Origin of the sequence: Pseudomonas sp. QC2 (genome assembly GCF_002859085.1) — a bacterium.
Taxonomy (GTDB): Bacteria; Pseudomonadota; Gammaproteobacteria; order Pseudomonadales; family Pseudomonadaceae; genus Aquipseudomonas; species Aquipseudomonas petroselini.
In genome coordinates this window covers 36,108-58,751 of record NZ_PKKS01000017.1, presented here as the reverse complement: position 1 = coordinate 58,751, position 22,644 = coordinate 36,108, and the positions used below count along the sequence as shown (strand labels likewise).

Genomic DNA, 22,644 nt, shown 5'->3' with positions numbered 1-22,644 from the left:
TTCCACAAACGATGCGGGGAGGCTTATGCCTCCCCGCCCTAATAGTGTTTCAGCTCAACCCCAGCGCCTGCCAGATTCGCATCACTTGGCGCCGTTCGTCGGCGAACTGATCCCCGGCCACCGTACCGGCCTCGTTCTGCAAGGCCTGGCGGTGTGCAGCGGAACGGTAGGCCTTATACACCTCACGCAGCAAATGGGCATCGGCGGCGGGCATCAAACCCACCTGCTCCAAGCCTTCCAGAATGCGGATATTGTCGGTGTAGCGCAGCAACGATGGATGTTGCGCAGACCACGCCAAAGCCGCGTATTGCACCATAAATTCAATATCGACGATACCTCCGGCGTCCTGCTTGAGGTCGAACGCCGCCGTGGCTTCAAAGGCGTTGGCGCCGGTGCCGGCCGTCGTGGCCTTGGTGCCCAGGTTGTCACGCATTTTCGCGCGCATCTCGCTGACCTCCTGGCGCAGCTTCGCCAAGTCCCTTTCGCGCCCCAATACTTTAGCCCGCACCTGCTCGAACGCCTGGCCCACGTCCTGGCTGCCGACCAGCACCCGCGCGCGGATCAGGGCCTGATGTTCCCAGGTCCAGGCTTCATTTTGTTGATAACGATCAAATGCGCCCAATGAACTGACCAACAGCCCGGACGCGCCGGAAGGTCGCAGGCGCATGTCCACTTCATACAGCTGGCCCGAGTTGGTCTGGGTGGTCAGCAGGTGAATGATGCGCTGGCCCAGGCGCGTGAAAAACTGCGCACCGTCGATCGGCTTGGCGCCATCGGTTTCAGCCTGCGGGTCGCCGTCATGGATAAACACCAGGTCCAGGTCCGAACCATGCCCCAGTTCGATCCCGCCGACTTTCCCATAACCGACAATGATGAACCCAGGATCGCACAGCGTGCCGTCCAACCGCTGCGGCGAGCCGTGGCGCGCAACGGTCTGGCGCCAGGCCAGGGCCAGCACTTGCTCGAGGATGGCCTCGGCGAGCCAGGTGAGATAGTCACTGACTTTCATCAGTGGCAGGCTGCCGGCTATTTCCGACGCGGCCACGCGCAGGCGGTGTGCCAACTTGAAGTGACGCAGGGCTTCCATCTGTTGCTCAAGGTCATCTTCGGGGATACGCGTGAGCCGCTCGCGCAGCTCGGCGGCCAACTCCGGCGCCAACGGTGGCTTGAACAGGCGGCCTTCGTTGAGCAATTCGTCGAGCAGCAGCGGGAAGCGCGTGATCTGCTCGGCGATCCACGGGCTGGCGGCGCACAGGGTCAACAGGCGACGCAGGGCGTCGGGGTTTTCCGTGAGCAGTACCAGATAGGCGGAGCGCCGGGCGACAGCTTCCACCAGCGGCAACACGCGCTCCAACACCAGGTCCGGGTTGGCATGTTCGACGGCCTGGGCGAGCAGGCGCGGGATAAATGCATCCAGGCGCTCGCGGCCCAGGCGCTGCATGGCACGCAATTGCGGGCTGTTGCGCAGGCCGGTCAGCGCTTTGAGGGCCTTGGTCGCATCGCTGAAACCGCCTTCGGCCAATTGGCGGCACGCAGCTTCGTCGTCTTGGGATTCTTCCCACAGCGGCAACCACTCACCGCCCACGACCAGTTCGCTCTCTTCACCCTCTTCTTCGTCTGGATCGGCAATGACTTGGCGGAAGTGCCAGTCCACCCGCCCGCGCCAGTACATCAGGCGCTCATGAAACGCGGCCCAGTCGGCGAACCCCAGCATAAAGGCAATGCGCGCCTGATCTTCCGGGTCGTCCGGGAGCATTTGCGTCTGGCGGTCGGCGATCGCCTGGATGGCATGTTCGGTGTAACGCAGGAATTCATAGCCATTGCGCAACTCGGCAATCACCGCCGGTGGCAAGTAACCCTGGCCCTCCAGCGTGCCGAGCACCTTGAGCAGCGGCCGCTGTTGCAGGCTGAGGTCGCGGCCGCCATGGATCAGTTGGAATGCCTGGGCGATAAATTCCACTTCGCGGATGCCGCCCGAGCCCAGCTTGATATTGTCGGCCATGCCTTTGCGCCGCACTTCCTGCTGGATCAACTGCTTCATGGTGCGCAGCGCTTCGATGGCGGAAAAGTCCAGGTAGCGGCGGTAAACGAAGGGCCGCAGCATGTCGAGCAGTTGCGCACCGGCCACTTGGTCGCCGGCAACCACGCGCGCCTTGATCATGGCGTAGCGTTCCCAGTCACGCCCCTGGTCCTGGTAATACTGTTCCAGCGCGTTGAAGCTGAGCACCAGCGCGCCCGCCGAACCATAAGGACGCAGGCGCATATCGACGCGGAATACGAAGCCGTCGACGGTCATCGGGTCAAGGGCCCTGATCAATTTTTGACCAAGGCGGATAAAAAATTCCTGGTTGTCCAGGGCGCGTTTGACGCCGACGGTTTCGCCGCCCTCAGGGTAGGCGAAGATCAGGTCGATATCCGACGAGAGGTTCAGCTCCACCGCACCGAGCTTGCCCATGCCGAGGATCACCATGTGCTGCGGCTCGCCGCTGCGCCGCCCGGTAGGCGTGCCGAACTGTACGCAATGGCGCATGTACAGCCACTGGTAAGCCTGGTCGATGCTTGCATCGGCCATGTCGGAGAGGTCACGGCAGGTTTGCACCAAGTCGGCCTGGCGGGTCAGGTCGCGCCAGATGATGCGCACCTGCTGGCGCGTGCGCTGGCGACGCAGGACACGGCCCAGTTGGTCTTCTGTTTCTGCTTGTTGCACGGCGCCAGCAATCTGCCCACACAGCTCGCCGGGCGCGAAACCACGGTCCAACTCGCCCCAGGCCACCAGCTCGAGCAACATCAAAGGGTCACGAACACTCTGTTCAATCACGAAATCACTGGCGGCGCACACGCGGGTGAAGTCGGCCCACCGTTGCGGCGTCCACGCAGAAAGTCCATGATCGTCGTCCAGCGCGGCCACGGCGTCACGAAATGACTGCTCGGCCCGCTGGGCTTTTGGCAAGAGAATGGCCGGCAGTTCGGCCAGTGTTGGCAGGCTCATGGTCTATCCTTGATCGGCGCGTAAATGGCTTGTTGCTGTGGACGTGATACCGGCGCTACATGAAGGACTGTCGAACAAAGGTTATAAATAGCTGAAAATTCATAGTTGTTGGCAGGGAACATTAAACTTCTACCTTTTCTTGTTCGCAAAAGATCAACAATAACGATTATGCTCACCAGCCAGACCGAGCCATACGCTCAGTCTTGTGTAGTTTTACTACTCGTATATACATTCGAAAGGCTGAAATGGCCGACGATTTGTAGTAAAACTACAGGACGCCGAAGCAACCTTCGGCCATCCAAGAATTTATGTCGTCTGCCCACAAGGCCAGTCGCAAACTTCAGGCAACCGATTCTGGTAGCCTTTCCGCCCTGGAGCAAGCCATGCAAGACCTCGATCCCGTCGAAACCCAGGAATGGCTGGACGCCCTGGAATCGGTTCTCGACAAAGAAGGCGAAGACCGTGCTCACTACCTGATGACCCGTATGGGCGAACTCGCGACCCGCAGCGGCTCGCAACTGCCTTACGCCATCACTACGCCATACCGCAACACCATCCCCGTTACCCACGAAGCACGCATGCCTGGCGACCTGTTCATGGAACGCCGCATTCGCTCGCTGGTACGTTGGAACGCCATGGCGATGGTAATGCGCACGAACTTGAAAGATTCGGACCTGGGCGGTCACATCTCCAGCTTCGCTTCCAGCGCAACCCTGTATGACATCGGCTTCAACTACTTCTTCCAGGCCCCGACCGACGAACACGGCGGCGACCTGATCTACTTCCAGGGCCACACCTCCCCAGGCGTCTACGCCCGTGCGTTCATGGAAGGCCGCATCACCGAAGAACACATGAACAACTTCCGCCAGGAAGTGGACGGTAACGGCCTGTCGTCGTACCCGCACCCTTGGCTGATGCCTGATTTCTGGCAGTTCCCGACCGTTTCCATGGGTCTGGGTCCAATTCAAGCGATCTATCAGGCACGTTTCATGAAGTACCTGGAAGCCCGTGGCTTCATCCCTGAAGGCAAGCAGAAAGTCTGGTGCTTCCTGGGCGACGGCGAGTGCGACGAGCCGGAATCCCTGGGCGCTATCTCCCTGGCCGGCCGCGAGAAGCTCGACAACCTGATCTTCGTCATCAACTGCAACCTGCAGCGCCTCGACGGCCCGGTTCGCGGCAACGGCAAGATCATCCAGGAACTCGAAGGCGTGTTCCGCGGTGCTCAGTGGAACGTGACCAAAGTCATCTGGGGCCGTTTCTGGGACCCACTGCTGGCCAAGGACGTCGACGGTATCCTGCAACGTCGCATGGACGAAGTCATCGACGGCGAGTACCAGAACTACAAGGCCAAAGACGGCGCGTTCGTACGTGAACACTTCTTCAACACGCCTGAGCTCAAGGCGATGGTTGCCGACCTGTCCGACGACGAGATCTGGAAGCTCAACCGTGGCGGCCACGACCCGTACAAGGTCTACGCGGCGTACCACGAAGCGGTCAACCACAAAGAACAACCCACCGTCATCCTGGCCAAGACCATCAAGGGTTATGGCACCGGTGCCGGCGAAGCGAAGAACACAGCGCACAACACCAAGAAAGTCGACGTCGACAGCCTGAAGTTGTTCCGCGACCGCTTCGACATCCCGGTCAAGGACGAAGAGCTGGAAAACCTGCCGTTCTTCAAGCCGGAGCCGAACAGCGCCGAAGCCCGTTACCTGAGCGAGCGTCGTGCCGCACTGGGCGGTTTCGTGCCACAGCGCCGCGCCAAGTCCTTCGACATTCCTACACCGCCACTCGATACCCTCAAGGCTATCCTGGACGGCTCGGGCGACCGTGAAATCTCCACCACCATGGCCTTCGTGCGGATCCTCGCGCAGCTGGTCAAGGACAAGGAAATCGGTTCGCGCATCGTGCCGATCATCCCGGACGAAGCCCGTACCTTCGGTATGGAAGGCATGTTCCGTCAGTTGGGCATCTACTCCTCCGTCGGCCAGCTCTACGAGCCAGTCGATAAAGACCAAGTGATGTTCTACAAGGAAGACAAGAAGGGCCAGATCCTCGAAGAAGGCATCAACGAAGCGGGCGCCATGAGCTCCTTCATCGCTGCCGGTACTTCGTACTCCAGCCACAACCAACCGATGCTGCCGTTCTACATCTTCTACTCGATGTTCGGCTTCCAGCGTATCGGCGACCTGGCGTGGGCAGCAGGCGACAGCCGTACCCGTGGCTTCCTGATCGGCGGCACCGCCGGCCGTACCACGCTGAACGGCGAAGGCCTGCAACACGAAGACGGTCACAGCCACATCCTGGCTGCCACCATCCCGAACTGCCGCACCTTTGATCCAACCTACGGCTACGAGCTGGCGGTGATCATCCAGGACGGCATGAAGAAGATGACCGAAGAGCAGCAGGACGTTTTCTACTACATCACCGTGATGAACGAGTCCTACCAGCAGCCAGCCATGCCGGCCGGTGTCGAGGAAGGCATCATCAAGGGCATGTACCTGCTCGAAGAAGACACCAAGGAAGCAGCGCACCACGTACAGCTGATGGGCTCCGGCACCATCCTGCGTGAAGTGCGTGAAGCGGCGAAGATCCTGCGTGACGAGTTCAACGTCGGCGCTGACGTGTGGAGCGTTACCAGCTTCAACGAACTGCGTCGCGACGGCCTGGCCGTAGAGCGCAACAACCGCCTGCACCCAGGCCAGAAGCCACAACTGAGCTATGTCGAAGAATGCCTGAACGGCCGTAAAGGTCCGGTCATCGCGTCCACCGACTACATGAAGCTGTTTGCTGAACAAATTCGCCAGTGGGTCCCGTCCAAGGAATTCAAAGTCCTGGGCACCGACGGTTTCGGCCGCAGTGACAGCCGCAAGAAGCTGCGTCACTTCTTCGAAGTTGACCGTCACTTCGTGGTGTTGGCAGCCCTGGAAGCCTTGGCTGACCGTGGTGAGATCGAACCTAAGGTGGTGGCTGACGCTATCGTCAAGTTCGGGATCAACCCGGAAAAACGCAACCCACTGGACTGCTGAGGAGACTTTTTGTGAGCGAACTCATTCGCGTACCTGACATCGGCAGCGGTGAAGGTGAAGTAATCGAGCTGTTTGTGAAGGTCGGCGACACCGTCGAAGCCGACCAGAGCATCCTGACCCTGGAGTCGGACAAGGCGAGCATGGAAATCCCTGCTCCCAAGGCCGGCGTGGTCAAGAGCCTGAAAGTGAAGCTGGGCGACCGCCTGAAAGAAGGCGACGAACTGCTGGAACTGGAAATCGAAGGGGCTGCTGATGCAGCGCCTGCGGCGGCGCCTGCTGCCGCTGCCACACCCGCGCCGGCTGCTGAAAAACCTGCTGCTGCCGAGGCCCCTGCAGCCCCTGCGGCTGCAGAACCTGCCGCCGCCAGCGTTCAGGACATCCACGTCCCGGACATCGGCTCGTCGGGCAAGGCCAAGATCATCGAGCTGCTGGTCAAGGTCGGCGACACCGTCGAAGCCGACCAGTCGCTGATCACCCTGGAGTCCGACAAGGCCTCCATGGAAATCCCTTCGCCGGCCGCCGGCGTGGTGGAAAGCATCGCGGTCAAGCTGGAAGACGAAGTCGGCACCGGTGACTTCATCCTCAAGCTGAAAGTACAAGGCGCTGCGCCTGCAGCCGCTCCAGCACCGGCCGCCGCTCCGGCTGCCAAGGCTGAAGCTGCTCCGGCTGCTGCCGCCCCTGCGCCTGCTGCAAAAGCTGAGGCCGCTCCGGCCCCTGCTGCTGCCGCGCCTGCGCCAAGTGGTGCCAAGGTTCACGCCGGTCCTGCCGTGCGTCAATTGGCCCGTGAATTCGGCGTTGAGCTGAATGCTGTGTCGGCAACCGGCCCTCACGGCCGCGTGCTGAAGGAAGACGTGCAGGTCTACGTCAAATCCATGATGCAAAAAGCCAAGGAAGCGCCGGCTGCCAGTGGCGCTACCGGTGGTTCGGGCATTCCGCCAATCCGCACCGTGGACTTCAGCCGCTTCGGCGAAACCGAAGAAGTGCCGATGACCCGCCTGATGCAAATCGGCGCGTCGAGCCTGCACGCGAGCTGGCTGAACATCCCGCACGTGACTCAGTTCGACCAGGCCGACATCACCGACCTGGAAGCTTTCCGCGTTGCGCAGAAAGCCGTGGCCGAGAAGGCCGGCGTGAAACTGACCGTGCTGCCACTGCTGCTCAAGGCGTGTGCGCACCTGCTCAAGGAACTGCCGGACTTCAACAGTTCGCTGGCGCCAAGCGGCAAGGCGATCATTCGCAAGAAATACGTACACATCGGCTTTGCGGTCGACACCCCGGAAGGCCTGCTGGTACCGGTCATCAAGAACGTCGACCAGAAGAGCCTGCTGCAGCTTGCCGCTGAGGCTGCTGCGCTGGCTGCCAAGGCCCGCGACAAGAAGCTCACCGCAGACGATATGCAGGGCGCATGCTTCACCATCTCCAGCCTCGGTCACATTGGCGGCACTGGCTTCACGCCAATCGTCAACGCGCCGGAAGTGGCGATCCTGGGTGTGTCCAAGGCCACTATCCAGCCAGTGTGGGACGGTAAAGCGTTCCAACCGAAGCTGATGCTGCCACTGTCGTTGTCCTACGATCACCGCGTGATCAACGGCGCCGCAGCTGCACGCTTCACGCAGCGCCTGAGCCAACTGCTGAACGACATCCGCACTATCCTGCTGTAAGCCGCAGCGGCCTCCTCCGCACCGAGGAGGCCTGTCGGCAACGATTTTCGAGCGCCACGCTCGTACCTCAACCCCGCCACTTGGCGGGGCTTTTTTTGCCTGCGTTCCGCGCCTGAATTTGGACAATACAAACAGGTTTGTACACCTTCCATCGCTCCGATTGAAGAAACCCCTCACGCGGCCGATAACCCCCTTATAGCACTTAGCCTTCATCCTCTCTTGTCAGCCCGCGCCGCATGATGCAACCTTGCCGCAGGCAACCGAAAAGAGGGCGTGAGCCCGGCGCCAAGTGCGTTATTTCAAGTGAGTCTCCCCATGAAAAGCCAGCCCGATGTCGCCCGAATGGCGGCCGAGGTAGTGACGCAGTTACCGGTGCCTTCGCGCCTCGGTATGCTGCGTTTCGAGCGGCTTAATGAGGCAAGCTGGGCCCTTCTTTACCTCGACCCCAATTGCGAACGCCAATTCGGCCTGTCAGCCGTCGAGCTTTGCGCCCTGATCGGTACGCCATATGCCAGCCTGATGGAGCCCCAGGCGCGCTACGAATTGCACGACACCATCCAGCAGCAACTGGCCCTGAGCCCTCACTATCTGGTGCGCTACACCCTTCACACCAGCGACGGCCCACTGAGCCTGCTGGAAATGGGCGAAGCCTACAAACAACACAATCGCCATCTGCTGCGCGGCTACCTGATGGTGGTCGATGGCCTGTTCAGTGAAATCCCCACTGCCGTTCCCACGGCAGACCTGGAAAACCAGAACAGTCGCCTGCAGATCGCCCTGGAGCTCAACCAGCGCGCCCAACAGGAACAGCTGCAGCATCTGGAGCGAGTCCGCGCCCAACAGGAGTTGATCCTGCTGCTGGCCCGACAGCGCTACACCACCCATAACTCGTTGCAAGAAGCGGCGGAGCTGATCACCCGCAGCGCCTGTGACATCTACCGGATCGACTGCGCCAGCATCTGGAACCTCGAAGGCCAACGCCTGGTGCCCATCTCGGCCTACCACCGCGACGACCAGCAGCACCACCTGCCCGAATCCATTGACGCAAGCTGCTTCCCGGATTACCTCGAAGCCCTGCACACCAGCCGCGCCATTGACGCCACCAACGCCTTACGCGATCCGCGTACCCGGGAAATGGCCGAGAACAAAGACATTCACGCCATGCTCGACGCGAGCATCCGCGTCGATGGCCAGGTAGTCGGCGTGCTGTGCCTGGAACAAAGCGGCTGCACGCGCGCCTGGCAGGCCGATGAAATTGCCTTTGCCGGCGAGCTGGCGGACCAGTTCGCGCAAGTCATCAACAACCACAACCGCCGCACCGCCACCAGCGCCCTGCACCTGTTCCAGCGCGCCGTGGAGCAAAGTGCCAACGCCTTTCTGCTGGTCAACTGCGACGGCGTGGTGGAGTACGTCAACCCGAGCTTCACCGCGATCACCCAGTACAGCGCCGAAGAAGTCCACGGCCACCGCCTGGCGCAATTGCCGGCACTGGAGAACCTCAGCGAATTGCTTTTCGACGCACCGTCGAGCCTCGCCAAGAGCAACAGCTGGCAGGGTGAATTCAAGAGCCGGCGCAAGAACCTCGAACCCTACTGGGGCCAGTTGTCGATTTCCAAGGTGTACGGCGACAACCGAGAGCTGACGCATTACATCGGCATCTACGAAGACATCACCCAAACCAAGCTGGCCCAGCAGCGCATCGAGCGCCTGGCCTACACCGACAACCTGACCAACCTGGGCAACCGCCCGGCGTTCATCCGCAACCTCGATGAACGCTTTGCACGTGACAGCGACAGCCCGATCAGCCTGTTGCTGGTGGACATCGACAACTTCAAGCGCATCAACGACAGCCTCGGCCACCAGACCGGCGACAAACTCTTGATCAGCCTCGCCCGCCGTTTGCGCAACAGCCTGAGTACCGGCGGCAGCCTGGCGCGCTTTGCCAGTAACGAGTTTGCGGTGTTGCTCGACGATACCGACCTGGAGACCGGCCAGCTGGTGGCCAGCCAGCTGCTGGCGACCCTCGACAAACCGATGTTCGTCGACAACCAATTGATCAGCGTCACTGGCTCCGTGGGCCTGGCCTGTGCGCCGCTGCATGGCCGCGACCCGCAGACCCTGATGCGCAACGCCGGCCTGGCCCTGCACAAGGCCAAGGCCAACGGCAAACACCAGGTACAGGTGTTTACCGAAGCGCTGAACGCCGAGGCCAGCTACAAGCTGTTCGTCGAGAACAACCTGCGCCGCGCCCTCACCCAGAACGAATTGGACGTGTTCTACCAGCCCAAGCTGTGCCTGCGCAGCGGCCGCCTGCTGGGCATGGAAGCACTGTTACGCTGGAACCATCCGGAAAAGGGCATGATCCGCCCCGACCAATTCATCAGCGTGGCGGAAGAGACTGGGCTGATCATCCCCATCGGCAAATGGATTGCGCGCCAGGCTTGCCGCATGAGCCGGCAGTTGACCGCCGCAGGCATGGGCAACCTGCAGGTGGCGATCAACCTGTCACCCAAGCAGTTCTCCGACCCGGACCTGGTGGCCTCGATTGCCACGATCCTCAAGGAAGAACGGCTGCCGGCCAACCTGCTGGAGCTGGAACTGACCGAAGGCTTGCTGCTGGAGGCCACAGAAGACACGCGCCTGCAACTCGACCAGCTGAAAAGCTTCGGCCTGACCCTGGCCATGGACGACTTCGGCACCGGTTACTCGTCGCTGAGCTACTTGAAAAAATTCCCCATCGATATCATCAAGATCGATCGCAGCTTCATCCACGAAATCCCGGATAACCAGGACGACATGGAAATCACCTCCGCCGTGATCGCCATGGCCCACAACCTCAAGCTCAAGGTCGTGGCCGAAGGCATCGAGACCGCCGAGCAACTCGCGTTCCTGCGCCGGCATCGTTGCGACGTGGGCCAGGGTTACCTGTTCGACCGGCCAATCCCCGGCGCAGAGCTGCTGGCGATGCTCAAACGTTACCCGCGCGGGCCAATCGCCTGACAGCGTCGTAACACTCGGGCACACTGGCGGTCTGAATCTTTACTGCTAACTCAACCTGACGAGAGGACTGATCATGGTCTTGCGCTCGGAAATTCTGGTGAACAAAAACGTGCTGCCTACTCAAGAACAAGCTCTGCCTGGTCGTGAAACCCCAATGGCGCTGCCAGAGACGCACTTCGTCAACGGCAACCCGCTGCTGGGCCCGTTCATCGATGACGTCGGCTTTGCAATCTTCGGCCTGGGTTGTTTCTGGGGCGCCGAGCGCAAGTTCTGGCAACGCGACGGCGTGGTCAGCACCGTGGTCGGTTACGCCGGCGGCTATACGCCGAACCCGACCTATGAAGAAGTGTGCTCGGGCCTGACCGGCCACAGCGAAGTGGTGCTGGTGGTGTATGACCAGGCCAAGGTGAAATACGAAGACCTGCTGAAAATGTTCTGGGAACTGCACAACCCGACCCAGGGCATGCGCCAAGGCAACGACATCGGCAGCCAGTACCGTTCAGTGATCTATGCGACCACGCCGGAGCAACTGGCGGCGGCGCAGGCCAGTGCCGAGGCTTATCAAGGTGAATTGACCAAGGCCGGCCTGGGTGTGATTACCACAGAGATCGAAGAGGCGCCGACGGTGTACTTCGCCGAAACGTATCACCAGCAGTACCTGGCGAAGAATCCGCAGGGCTATTGCGGGATCGGCGGCACGGGCGTGACCTGCCCAATCTGACGCTATACCCAGACGAACAGGGTCGTGTAGTGAGCGGGCTTGCCCCGCGCTGGGCTGCGAAGCAGCCCCAATAAATCCACTGAGATGTTTCAGGCAAACCGCAGTGTGAGGTTTTGGGGCTGCTACGCAGCCCAGCGCGGGGCAAGCCCGCTCACTACAGTTATTCAGCGATCAGCCAATCCATTTGCCACCCACCCTGGGTCTGGCCAAGCTTCTTGGACAACCACGGCAGCAGCTCACGCAGTTCCTCTTCCAGACCCCACGGCGGGTTGGCGATCGCCAGGCCCGAGCCGGTCAGGGTGTTGGGGGTGTCCAGCGGGTGCACCAGCAATTCCACACGCAACAACTTTGGTGCACCGGTACCGGCCAGGTCCTGGTAGAAACGGCGCAGCATGCGCTGGTCCTTGACCGGGTACCAGATGGCCGCGACGGTCTGGCGCATGCGGCCCACGGCTTCCTTGAGGGATGCGGCGCAGCGTTGCATTTCGTCGAGCTTCTCGAACGGCGGATCGATCAGCATCAACGCGCGCTTTTCCGGCACCGGCAGCAAGGCACGCGGCACATGCCAGCCTTCGCCCAGGTGCACTTTGACGCGGCGATCACCCTTCATGTTGTCCTTGAGCAGCACGCCGTCTTCCGGGTGCTTTTCATTGAGCAGCACTCGGTCCTGGGGCCGCGTCAGGCGTCGCGCCAGCTCCGGCGAACCGGGGTAGTAGCGCAACTCGCCATCCGGGTTCATCTCATGCAGCACGCGCATGTAGTCGGCGGTCAGCGGCGGCAGGTCGCTTTCGCCCCACAGGCGGGCGATGCCTTCCAGGTACTCACCGGTGCGGTTGGCCTGGTCGCCCTGCAGGTCGTACAGGCCAATGCCGGCGTGGGTGTCGAGGTAGGCGAACGGCTGCTCCTTGCGCGACATCAGGGCGATGAGACGGGTCAAGGTCAGGTGTTTGAAGACATCGGCATGGTTGCCGGCGTGAAAGGCGTGACGATAATTCATGGTTGCTCCTGCGCAGGGGGCGAAGTTTACCTTTTACGCGGGCTCAAGTGCAGGGCGGCGTGCCGGGCGGTGCTTATGTCGAAAAGGCAGGCTTGCGACTGAAAAAAATCTAAATGCCGGCGCCGGGGCGGATTTATTGTGGCGATCCACCATCCAGGGAGGTCAGTAACCCCATGAAAGACGCCACCATCGCGCTGCACCACGGCTTCAAGTCGGACCCGACCACCAAGGCCGTCGCCGTGCCGATCTACCAGAACGTCGCGTTCGAATTCGACAACGCCCAGCACGGCGCCGACCTGTTCAACCTGGACGTGCCTGGCAACATCTACACGCGAATCATGAACCCCACCAATGACGTGCTGGAGCAGCGCATCGCCGCGCTCGAGGGCGGTATCGCAGGCCTGGCGGTATCGGCGGGCAGCGCGGCCATCCACTACGCGATCCAGACCCTCACCCGGGCGGGCGACAATATCGTCACCACCCCGCAGCTCTACGGCGGCACCTACACCTTGTTCGCGCACTTGCTGCCGAGCTTCGGCGTCGATGTGCGTTTCGCCCGTGATGACTCTGCCGCCGCCATCGCGGAACTGATCGACGACAATACCAAGTTGGTGTACTGCGAAAGCATCGGCAACCCCGCGGGCAATATCATCGACATCGAAGCCCTGGCCAACGTCGCCCACGCCCGCGGCGTACCGCTGGTGGTGGATAACACCGTGGCCACGCCGATCCTGTGCAAGCCGATCCAGTTCGGTGCCGATATCGTGGTGCACTCGGTCACCAAATACATCGGCGGCCATGGCAACTCCCTGGGCGGCGTGATCGTCGACAGCGGCACCTTCCCCTGGACCGATTACCCGGACAAATTCCCCGGCCTCAACACCCCAGAGCCCGCTTACCACGGCGTGGTCTACACCGAAAAATTCGGCCCTGCCGCTTTCATCGCCCGCGCTCGCACCGATGAATGCCTTCCTGCTGTTGCAAGGCCTGGAAACCCTGGCCCTGCGCATGGAGCGCCATACCGAAAACGCCTTGAAAGTCGCGCAGTTCCTGCAAGGGCATGCCGATGTGGAGTGGGTCAGCTACGCCGGCCTGCCGGATCATCCGCACCACGCACTGGCGCAGAAATACCTGCAGGGCAAACCGTCAGCGATCCTGTCCTTTGGTCTGAAGGGTGGCTACGACGCCGGTGTACGCTTCTATGACGCACTGCAAATCTTCAAGCGTCTGGTGAACATCGGCGACGCCAAATCCCTGGCCTGCCACCCCGCCTCCACCACCCACCGGCAGATGAACGAGCAGGAGCAAGCCAAGGCCGGCGTAAAGCCGGAGATGATTCGCCTGTCGGTCGGCATTGAGGCGATTGAAGACCTGCTCGAAGACCTGCAGCAGGCGCTGGGTTCAACTCAGCTCTGAGGCCAGGTAGTCGGCCAGCGCCTGATAGTGGGTATCCGCACCGCGCGCGAAGTAGGCGACCTTGTGCTGCAAGGTCGTCGGTGCACAGGCGGTGTAGAGGTCGGGTCGTTGCTCTTCGAGCCATTGCAACAGGTTGTGGATAAGGGTGTGTGGCGATTGCTCAGCCAGGTGCTCCAGTAACGCTGATGGCACTCGCCACCATGGGCTGGCCTTGGCCGCAGTGACCGGGCCCGTCGCGCCCGCCAGCGACTGGCCATTGATCAGGTAGCGCTGGAAAACCGGCAATATCTCATCACTTCGCTGCTGAATGATCGGCAGAAACTGCGCCCCATCCCAAAAGCGCAAAAACACTTCCTGGCCATCCGGTAGGAACACCTTGGTCAGGCTTTGCAGGTGTGCAATCACGCTTTCCAGCGGGCTGGACGATACGGCCAGCCAGCCCCAATCCGTAGCATCAGTGGAAGCGGCCCACTCAAGGAATGGGCTGTCCGGCTCGACAACAGCCACATAGGGCATGACCTCCGCCCACGTCGCATAGGCCGTGCCGGCCCACACGGATTGTGGCGAGGTTCCGGCGGCAAGCGCTCGCCAAGCCTCCAGGGGCTTGGCGTCACTGGCAGCGCCCATGACCGCGAAGATCTGTTCACCCGCACGCAAGGGTTGAAGCATCGGCATACAGTCCTTTTAAGGTTGGGGTGCATTGCTGTGTCGGGGGAGATCGCACTGGCCGTTCTTGCAGCGCTCACACTCTTCGCAAAACGGTGCGCTGCGCTTGAAACTGGCCACTTGCACACGGCTCAGCGGCGCCGGAATCACGGCCAGTAACGTCTCTTTCACGCCAGGCATCAACGGTGCGGCCGCCGGAGCGGGCGAGCTGCCAAGCTGGATCGGCACACTGCTGAAAATCCCACCGGCCGACAGCGTGATCGACTGCCCACCCGCCTGGATCGTGACAGTCGCGCCCGCATCAATGACGACGCTTTGCCCTGCCCCTATCTGAATAGCCCGCTCGGCGCGCACCTGCTGCGAACCGGCGACCACCACGTGATCATCCTGCTTGAGCTGCGTCAGACGATTGCCGTGGGTAATGCGCTGCTCTTCACCGCGCAACTCATGGTGCGACTCGCCACCCACGGTGATACGACGCCCGTTATCGACCTGCACCTGTTGATCATGCAGTACATGCTGCGTCCAATCCCGCTGGGCGCGCAGGTAGATTTCCTCGGCGCCCTTGCGGTCCTCGATACGTAGCTCGTTGTAGCCACCGCCGCCTGGGCTGCTCTGGCTGCGCAAGATACTGCGGGTCTTGTCCGCCGGCAGGTCGAGGGGCACCTGGGTCGCCGCGTTGGGCAAACAGCCCATCACCAACGGCATGTCCATGTCGCCATTGACGAAACCCACCAGCACTTCCATGCCGACTCGCGGGATCAGCACCGAACCATAGCGATCATGCGCCCACCCACTGGCAACCCTCAGCCAGCAACTGGAATGGTCGTTATGTTCACCGGCACGGTCCCAGGCCAGTTGCACCTTGACCCGGCCGTACTCATCGCAATGGATTTCACTGTCGGCGGGGCCGGTCACCACGGCATGTTGATAACCCGAGATCACTGGGCGCGCATGCTCGTCCAGAGACGGGCGGAAAATCACGTCCCACGGCGCGGCGACAAAATGGTTGCGATAACCCTGGCGAAAGTCCCCACCGGCGACCTCGGTTACAGCCTCTTCCAGGACTTGCGGTTGTTTACCCTCGTGGGTCACGTGTGTCGCCAACCACAGGCCATTCCACTCTTCCCGTGGGTGGGCCGCCAGCCTGAGGAACCTGCCGCTGGCCAATGCCGGTTCATCACCGTTGCCATGGGCGATGCGGTAATCACTGCGATGACGCTCCAGGCTTCGCTGCGCAAGGTATTTGCCATGGGCGCGGTCGCTGAAATGACCAGGGTAATCCTGCGTTTCAAGCGTCGGAAGCTGCTCGCCAGCGACCGCGCTTTCCAGGCCCAGGTTCGGCTTGCGAAAGTCGTAATCGCGCAGGTTCACGGCCGTGGTGCGGGTCTGCACCTGCACCGCAAACCGCTTGATTGCCGGGGTATCCGCCACCATCCCGGAACCGGGGGTGTAAGGCGTGGGCTGTTCGGGCTGGGCAAAGACCGCCTGGTCATCCCCAAACACCAGCAAATGCCCTTCGGCCGAATGCTGGAAGTGATAGTGAATGCCCAACTCCGCGCACAGCCGCTGAATGAACGCCAGGTCAGTCTCGCCAAACTGCACACAATACTCGCGCTCGGGGTAGGCACCGCTGAGCCGGAATTCGAAGCGGTCACTCTGGATGCCCTGCCCCTCCAGTACCTGCGCAACAATCTGCGGCACCGTCTTGTGCTGGAAAATGCGCTGGTGGCTGCTGTGCGCCAGATAGGCCAGCTGCGGCACAAGCGTCAACTGATAACGCGTCAGGCGCCGTCCGGAATCGCCCTGCGCCACCCGGTAGACCAGCCCATGAACACCATGGCCCTGATCATCGAAACCGAGATACACCTGGCGATGCAGCAAGCCTTCCAGGTCGAGATCGGGCTGTTCGCTGACCAACTCGAGATCAAAATGGTAAGGCTGGCTGATGGATTCACGGCCCGTAAACTCGAACACCTTGAGTTCACTGGGCTCACCGTCGAGGGACAGGGTAAAGGCACTTTGATTGGCAGGAGCGAACATCCGGTGTTTCTCTGCGAGGGGTGGGGGGCTGATTTTGCATCACTGTTCCCCCCTCCTGGGCCCGCCCCGGACAAATCAGTAAAACCCTACACAAACGCGTCGGAATCCTCTTCGGAGCGGCGTAAAACACAGGTAAAAAAAGGCCCGCTATCCGTAGGACGCGGGCCTTTCTCTCAACTCAACAGGCGATTAATGCCCGACGAATCATTTGTTGAGGTTGTAGTCCTTCTCCGCCGCATCAAAACGCTCGACCATACCTGCGGTCGGTGCGCCCATCTTGCTCACGAAGTAGATCGCCAGGCTGGCGAAAATAAAGCCTGGAATGATCTCGTACAGCCCCAGCAGTTCGAAGTGTTTCCATACGATCACGGTGATCGCGCCGACCAGGATACCGGCCAGTGCGCCGTTACGGGTCATGTGTTTCCAGATCACCGAGATCAGCACCACAGGGCCAAACGCGGCGCCGAAACCGGCCCAGGCGTAGCTGACCAGGCCGAGTACGCGGTTGTTGGGGTTGGCGGCCATGGCGATGGCGATCAGCGCAACCAGCAGCACCATCAAGCGACCGACCCACACCAACTCAACCTGGGAGGCGTTTTTGCGCAGGAAGGTTTTGTAGAAGTCTTCGGTCAGGGCGCTGGAGCACACCAGCAATTGGCAGCTCAGGGTGCTCATCACGGCAGCCAGAATGGCCGACAGCAGTACACCGGCGATCCACGGGTTGAACAGCAGCTTGGCCAGTTCAATGAACACACGTTCGTGGTTTTCGGTCACAGGACCGGCCACTTCCGGGTGCGCCGAGAAGTAGGCGATACCGAAGAAGCCCACGGCCACGGTGCCACCCAGGCACAGGATCATCCAGGTCATGGAGATGCGACGTGCGTTGGCAATCGACTTGACCGAATCCGCCGCCATGAAACGCGCGAGGATGTGCGGCTGGCCGAAGTAACCCAGGCCCCAGCCCATCAGCGAGATGATGCCGATGAAGGTGGTGTTTTTCAGCATATTGAAGTTGTCAGGGTTCTTGGCTTCGATCGCCAGGAAGGTGGTATCGACACCACCGGTAGCCAGCAGCACGATGATCGGCGTAAGGATCAGCGCGAAGATCATCAGCGTGGCTTGTACGGTGTCGGTCCAGCTCACGGCCAGGAAACCACCGACGAAGGTGTAGGCAATCGTTGCAGCAGCACCGGCCCACAGCGCAGTCTCGTAAGACATGCCGAAGGTGCTTTCGAACAGGCGGGCACCGGCGACGATGCCGGACGCGCAATAGATGGTGAAGAACACCAGGATCACCACGGCGGAGATGATCCGCAGCAGGCCGCTTTTATCTTCGAAACGGCTGGAGAAGTAATCCGGCAGGGTCAGTGCGTCGCCGTTGTGCTCGGTCTGTACCCGCAGGCGACCGGCGACGAACAGCCAGTTGAGGTAGGCACCGACGATCAGGCCAATGGCAATCCAGCTTTCCGACAAACCAGACATGTAGATCGCGCCCGGCAGGCCCATCAACAACCAGCCACTCATGTCGGAAGCGCCGGCCGACAAGGCAGTCACCACGCTACCGAGGCTGCGACCGCCCAGGATGTAATCGGAAAGGTTGTTGGTGGAGCGATAGGCCATGAAGCCGATCAGCACCATTGCTGCGATGTAGATCACGAACGTGATCAGGGTTGGATTACTAACGCTCATAAGAGTGACGCCCTGGCTTTGTTTTTATGTAGCGACGGTCTGTCAGACGGCCACCCATTGGAAGTAGGTAGACGTAGCTGCGTGCCGCGCATTTATGACTGACGTTTCCCCAGGAAAGCCGTCAGCCGATGAACCGACCCGTGGAGGTGGTTGCACCTTGGCCGCGAATGCTATTCAACAAAGCAAATAAGGTGCAACCAGTTTCGCGAGAATAAGTTGCACCCAGGTGTGAAAAGTGCAAAACACCCCGTTTTTGCTCCTTTTCGGAGCAAGAACAGCCGATCTCAGAAGCAAACGCACCAGGGCGAAGCGGATTCTGTCGAAGGCCAAATTATTTCCGATCAAGCGTTAGAAATTTCATGCACAAAATGGGTTGCACCCGGTTGCACCTATTCATGCGCAAAGCTAATCTGGCGGCCAGCTGATGCCACTCGGTAGTGGCACCCATGAGGATAACAAAATGGCTACGACCACCCTTGGGGTCAAACTTGACGACCCGACCCGCGAGCGCCTCAAGGCGGCCGCGACCTCCATTGATCGCACGCCGCACTGGCTGATCAAGCAGGCGATTTTCAATTACCTGGAGAAACTGGAGGGTGGTGCAACCCTGACTGAACTCAATGGTTTGAGCAGCAATGGCACTGACGACGCAGGCGACGTCCAGACGGATCACGCCCACCAGTGCTTCCTTGAGTTCGCTGAAAGCATCCTGCCGCAATCCGTGCTGCGCGCCTCGATCACCGCCGCTTACCGCCGCCCAGAGCCGGAAGTCGTGCCGATGCTGATCGAGCAGGCCCGCCTGCCGGCGCCAATGGCCGAAGCCACCAACAAGCTGGCGGCGTCGATTGCCGAGAAACTGCGTAATCAGAAAAGCGCCGGCGGCCGTGCCGGGATTGTTCAGGGCCTGCTGCAGGAATTTTCCCTGTCATCCCAGGAAGGCGTGGCCTTGATGTGCCTGGCCGAAGCGCTGCTGCGCATCCCGGACAAAGGCACTCGCGACGCGCTGATCCGCGACAAGATCAGCACCGGCAACTGGCAGCCGCACTTGGGCAACAGCCCGTCGCTGTTCGTCAACGCTGCGACCTGGGGCCTGCTGTTGACCGGCAAACTGGTCGCCACCCATAACGAAGCGGGGCTTACCTCGTCCCTGAGCCGCATCATCGGCAAGAGCGGCGAACCGATGATCCGCAAGGGCGTCGACATGGCCATGCGCCTGATGGGCGAGCAGTTCGTCACCGGCGAAACCATCGCTGAAGCCTTGGCCAATGCGAGCAAGTTCGAAGCCAAGGGCTTCCGCTACTCCTACGACATGCTCGGTGAAGCCGCGCTCACCGAACGTGATGCGCAGAAGTACCTGGCCTCGTACGAACAAGCCATTCACTCCATCGGCAAAGCCTCCCACGGCCGTGGGATTTATGAAGGCCCCGGTATTTCCATCAAGCTGTCAGCGCTGCACCCGCGCTACAGCCGTGCGCAGTACGAGCGCGTGATGGACGAGCTGTACCCGCGCCTGCTGTCGCTGACGCTGCTGGCCAAGCAATACGACATCGGCCTGAACATCGACGCCGAAGAAGCCGACCGCCTGGAGCTGTCCCTCGACCTGCTCGAGCGCCTGTGCTTCGAACCGCAACTGACCGGCTGGAACGGCATCGGCTTCGTGATCCAGGCCTACCAGAAACGTTGCCCGTACGTGATCGACTACGTCATCGACCTGGCGCGCCGCAGCCGCCATCGCCTGATGATCCGCCTGGTGAAAGGCGCGTACTGGGACAGCGAAATCAAACGCGCCCAGGTCGAAGGCCTGGAAGGCTACCCGGTGTACACCCGCAAGGTGTACACCGACGTTTCCTACATTGCCTGCGCACGCAAACTGCTGTCGGTGCCGGAAGTCATCTATCCGCAATTCGCCACGCATAACGCCCACACCTTGTCGGCCATCTACCATATCGCCGGTCAGAACTATTACCCGGGCCAGTACGAGTTCCAATGCCTGCACGGCATGGGTGAACCGTTGTACGAGCAGGTGGTCGGCAAGGTTTCCGACGGCAAGCTGAACCGTCCGTGCCGCGTGTACGCACCGGTCGGCACCCACGAAACGCTGCTGGCTTACCTGGTACGTCGCCTGCTGGAAAACGGCGCGAACACCTCGTTCGTCAACCGCATTGCCGACCAATCCATCTCGATCCAGGAGCTGGTGGCCGATCCAGTGGCCAGCATCGAGCAGATGGCCACGCTGGAAGGCGGCTTCGGCCTGCCGCACCCGCGTATTCCACTGCCGCGCGACCTGTACGGCAGAGACCGCGCCAACTCGGCCGGCATTGACCTGGCTAACGAACACCGTCTGGCATCGCTGTCCTGCGCCCTGCTGGCGACCGCGCACAACAACTGGAAAGCCGCACCGATGCTCGGTTGCGCTGCCAGCGAGCAAGCGGCGGCGCCGGTGCTGAACCCATCCGACCTGCGTGATGTGGTCGGCCATGTGCAGGAAGCCACCGTCGAAGACGTCGACAACGCCATCCAGTGCGCCATCAGCGCCGGTCCGATCTGGCAGGCCACCCCGCCCGCCGAGCGTGCCGCGATCCTGGAGCGTGCCGCCGACCTGATGGAAGGTGAGATCCAGCCATTGATGGGCCTGCTGGCCCGCGAAGCCGGCAAGACCTTCGCCAACGCCATCGCCGAAGTGCGTGAAGCCGTAGACTTCCTGCGCTACTACGCGGTGCAGGCGCGCAACGATTTCACCAATGACGCCCACCGCCCACTGGGCCCCGTGGTGTGCATCAGCCCGTGGAACTTCCCGTTGGCGATTTTCAGCGGTCAAGTGGCTGCCGCACTGGCCGCCGGCAACCCGGTATTGGCCAAGCCGGCCGAACAAACCCCGCTGGTCGCCGCACAAGCCGTGCGCATCCTGCTGGAAGCCGGCATTCCGGAAGGCGTGCTGCAACTGCTGCCGGGCCAGGGCGAAACCGTCGGTGCCCGCTTGGTAGGTGATGATCGCGTCAAAGGCGTGATGTTCACCGGCTCCACCGAAGTGGCGCGCCTGCTGCAACGCAATGTCGCCGGTCGCCTGGATGCCCAGGGCCGTCCGATTCCGTTGATCGCCGAAACCGGTGGCCAGAACGCGATGATCGTCGACTCCTCGGCGCTGACCGAACAAGTGGTCATCGACGTGGTGTCCTCGGCCTTCGACAGCGCTGGCCAGCGTTGCTCGGCCCTGCGCGTACTGTGCCTGCAGGAAGATTCGGCAGACCGCGTCATCGAAATGCTCAAGGGCGCCATGGCGGAATGCCGCCTGGGCAACCCGGAGCGCTTGTCCGTCGATATCGGCCCGGTGATCGATGCCGAAGCCAAGGCCGGCATCGAGAAACACATCCAGGCCATGCGCGACAAAGGCCGCAACGTGTACCAGGTGGCGATTGCCGACTGCGAAGAGATCAAGCGCGGCACCTTCGTGACACCTACCCTGATCGAGCTGGAAAGCTTCGATGAACTGCAACGTGAAATCTTCGGCCCGGTGCTGCACGTGGTGCGCTACAAGCGCAAAGAGATCGACCAGCTCATCGGCCAGATCAACGCTTCCGGCTACGGCCTGACCCTCGGCGTGCATACGCGCATCGACGAGACCATCGCCAAGGTGATCGACAACGTCAATGCCGGCAACGTCTATGTGAACCGCAACATCGTCGGTGCCGTAGTGGGCGTACAACCGTTCGGCGGCGAAGGCCTGTCGGGCACTGGCCCGAAAGCGGGTGGCCCGCTGTACCTGTATCGCCTGCTGTCGACTCGTCCTACGGATGCCATCGAGCAATCCTTCGTACGCGGCGACGCATTGGCCGCACCGGACGTGCGCCTGCGCGACGCCATGAGCCAACCGCTGACCGCCCTGAACACCTGGGCCGACAGCAATAAGCTCAGCGAACTGAGCGCCTTGTGCAGCCAGTTCGCCGCGCAATCGCAAAGCGGCATCACCCGCCAACTGGCCGGCCCGACCGGCGAGCGCAACAGCTACGCCATCCTGCCCCGCGAGCACGTGCTGTGCCTGGCGGACGTGGAAGGCGACCTGCTGACTCAACTGGCGGCGGTGCTGGCCGTCGGCGGCTCGGCGGTATGGCCGGAAACCGACCTGACCAAGGCCTTGTTCCCACGCCTGCCGAAGGAGATTCAGGCGAAGATCAAGCGCGTGGCCGACTGGACCAAGGACGAGGTGGTGTTCGACGCGGTTCTGCACCACGGCGATTCCGACCAGCTGCGTGCGGTGTGCCAGCAAGTGGCCCAGCGTGGTGGCGCGATTGTTGGGGTGCATGGTTTGTCGCAAGGCGAGACGGCGATTGCGCTGGAGCGTCTGGTGATTGAGCGGGCGTTGAGTGTTAACACGGCGGCAGCCGGCGGTAACGCCAGCCTCATGACTATCGGTTAACTGCCTGAAGGAATGCAGT

Annotated in this window: 10 protein-coding genes and 1 pseudogene; 6 read left to right on the top strand and 5 right to left on the bottom strand. The window is 61.5% G+C overall.

The annotated features are described in order from the left end of the window. Positions 1 to 49 precede the first annotated feature (49 nt). Entirely contained in the window at positions 50 to 2,989 is a 2,940-nt protein-coding gene (glnE, locus tag QCBJ_RS14845; RefSeq protein ID WP_102061116.1) for a bifunctional [glutamate--ammonia ligase]-adenylyl-L-tyrosine phosphorylase/[glutamate--ammonia-ligase] adenylyltransferase, read from the bottom strand. A 383-nt stretch (positions 2,990 to 3,372) separates the two neighbouring features. Between glnE and aceE the strand changes: the two genes are divergently transcribed. The 4 genes from aceE (at position 3,373) to msrA (ending at position 11,400) form a co-directional block, all read left to right on the top strand. Next, entirely contained in the window at positions 3,373 to 6,018 is a 2,646-nt protein-coding gene (aceE, locus tag QCBJ_RS14840) for a pyruvate dehydrogenase (acetyl-transferring), homodimeric type (protein ID WP_012721860.1), read from the top strand. Between the two features lie 11 nt (positions 6,019 to 6,029). Then, positions 6,030 to 7,679, top strand: a complete 1,650-nt coding sequence (aceF, locus tag QCBJ_RS14835; protein WP_102061115.1) for a dihydrolipoyllysine-residue acetyltransferase — start codon at positions 6,030 to 6,032, stop codon at positions 7,677 to 7,679. A 315-nt stretch (positions 7,680 to 7,994) separates the two neighbouring features. Then, complete coding sequence (locus tag QCBJ_RS14830; protein ID WP_012721858.1) at positions 7,995 to 10,679, top strand: bifunctional diguanylate cyclase/phosphodiesterase; 2,685 nt, start codon at positions 7,995 to 7,997, stop codon at positions 10,677 to 10,679. Between the two features lie 73 nt (positions 10,680 to 10,752). After that, complete coding sequence (msrA, locus tag QCBJ_RS14825) at positions 10,753 to 11,400, top strand: peptide-methionine (S)-S-oxide reductase MsrA (protein WP_102061114.1); 648 nt, start codon at positions 10,753 to 10,755, stop codon at positions 11,398 to 11,400. 160 nt (positions 11,401 to 11,560) lie between these two features. Here the strand turns inward: msrA and QCBJ_RS14820 are convergent, their stop codons facing one another. Next, positions 11,561 to 12,397, bottom strand: coding sequence for a 23S rRNA (adenine(2030)-N(6))-methyltransferase RlmJ (locus QCBJ_RS14820; RefSeq protein ID WP_010213693.1), 837 nt, complete (start codon positions 12,395 to 12,397; stop codon positions 11,561 to 11,563). 173 nt (positions 12,398 to 12,570) lie between these two features. Here QCBJ_RS14820 and QCBJ_RS14815 point away from each other — a divergent pair. After that, a pseudogene (locus tag QCBJ_RS14815) lies at positions 12,571 to 13,813 on the top strand (O-acetylhomoserine aminocarboxypropyltransferase/cysteine synthase family protein). Here the strand turns inward: QCBJ_RS14815 and QCBJ_RS14810 are convergent. From QCBJ_RS14810 to putP, 3 genes are all read right to left on the bottom strand, one after another. Beyond that, complete coding sequence (locus QCBJ_RS14810) at positions 13,799 to 14,482, bottom strand: DUF4123 domain-containing protein (protein WP_224795905.1); 684 nt, start codon at positions 14,480 to 14,482, stop codon at positions 13,799 to 13,801. The pseudogene QCBJ_RS14815 and the gene QCBJ_RS14810 sit on opposite strands and share 15 nt — an antisense overlap. 15 nt (positions 14,483 to 14,497) lie before the next feature. Then, on the bottom strand, positions 14,498 to 16,522 hold the full coding sequence (locus QCBJ_RS14805) for a type VI secretion system tip protein VgrG (protein WP_102061113.1): 2,025 nt from the start codon (positions 16,520 to 16,522) through the stop codon (positions 14,498 to 14,500). 204 nt (positions 16,523 to 16,726) lie between these two features. Next, the gene (putP, locus tag QCBJ_RS14800) at positions 16,727 to 18,211 is read right to left on the bottom strand and encodes a sodium/proline symporter PutP (RefSeq protein WP_012721853.1); all 1,485 of its coding nucleotides are present in this window, start codon (positions 18,209 to 18,211) and stop codon (positions 16,727 to 16,729) included. Between the two features lie 460 nt (positions 18,212 to 18,671). Between putP and putA the strand changes: the two genes are divergently transcribed. Continuing rightward, entirely contained in the window at positions 18,672 to 22,625 is a 3,954-nt protein-coding gene (gene putA, locus QCBJ_RS14795) for a trifunctional transcriptional regulator/proline dehydrogenase/L-glutamate gamma-semialdehyde dehydrogenase (protein WP_102061112.1), read from the top strand. Positions 22,626 to 22,644 lie beyond the last annotated feature (19 nt).

Coding starts and splice junctions, on each gene's coding strand:
- glnE (WP_102061116.1), bottom strand. CDS start 2,989: ATGAGCCTGCCAACACTGGCCGAACTGCCGGCCATTCTCTTGCCAAAA.
- aceE (WP_012721860.1), top strand. CDS start 3,373: ATGCAAGACCTCGATCCCGTCGAAACCCAGGAATGGCTGGACGCCCTG.
- QCBJ_RS14830 (WP_012721858.1), top strand. CDS start 7,995: ATGAAAAGCCAGCCCGATGTCGCCCGAATGGCGGCCGAGGTAGTGACG.
- msrA (WP_102061114.1), top strand. CDS start 10,753: ATGGTCTTGCGCTCGGAAATTCTGGTGAACAAAAACGTGCTGCCTACT.
- QCBJ_RS14820 (WP_010213693.1), bottom strand. CDS start 12,397: ATGAATTATCGTCACGCCTTTCACGCCGGCAACCATGCCGATGTCTTC.
- QCBJ_RS14810 (WP_224795905.1), bottom strand. CDS start 14,482: ATGCTTCAACCCTTGCGTGCGGGTGAACAGATCTTCGCGGTCATGGGC.
- QCBJ_RS14805 (WP_102061113.1), bottom strand. CDS start 16,522: ATGTTCGCTCCTGCCAATCAAAGTGCCTTTACCCTGTCCCTCGACGGT.
- putP (WP_012721853.1), bottom strand. CDS start 18,211: ATGAGCGTTAGTAATCCAACCCTGATCACGTTCGTGATCTACATCGCA.
- putA (WP_102061112.1), top strand. CDS start 18,672: ATGGCTACGACCACCCTTGGGGTCAAACTTGACGACCCGACCCGCGAG.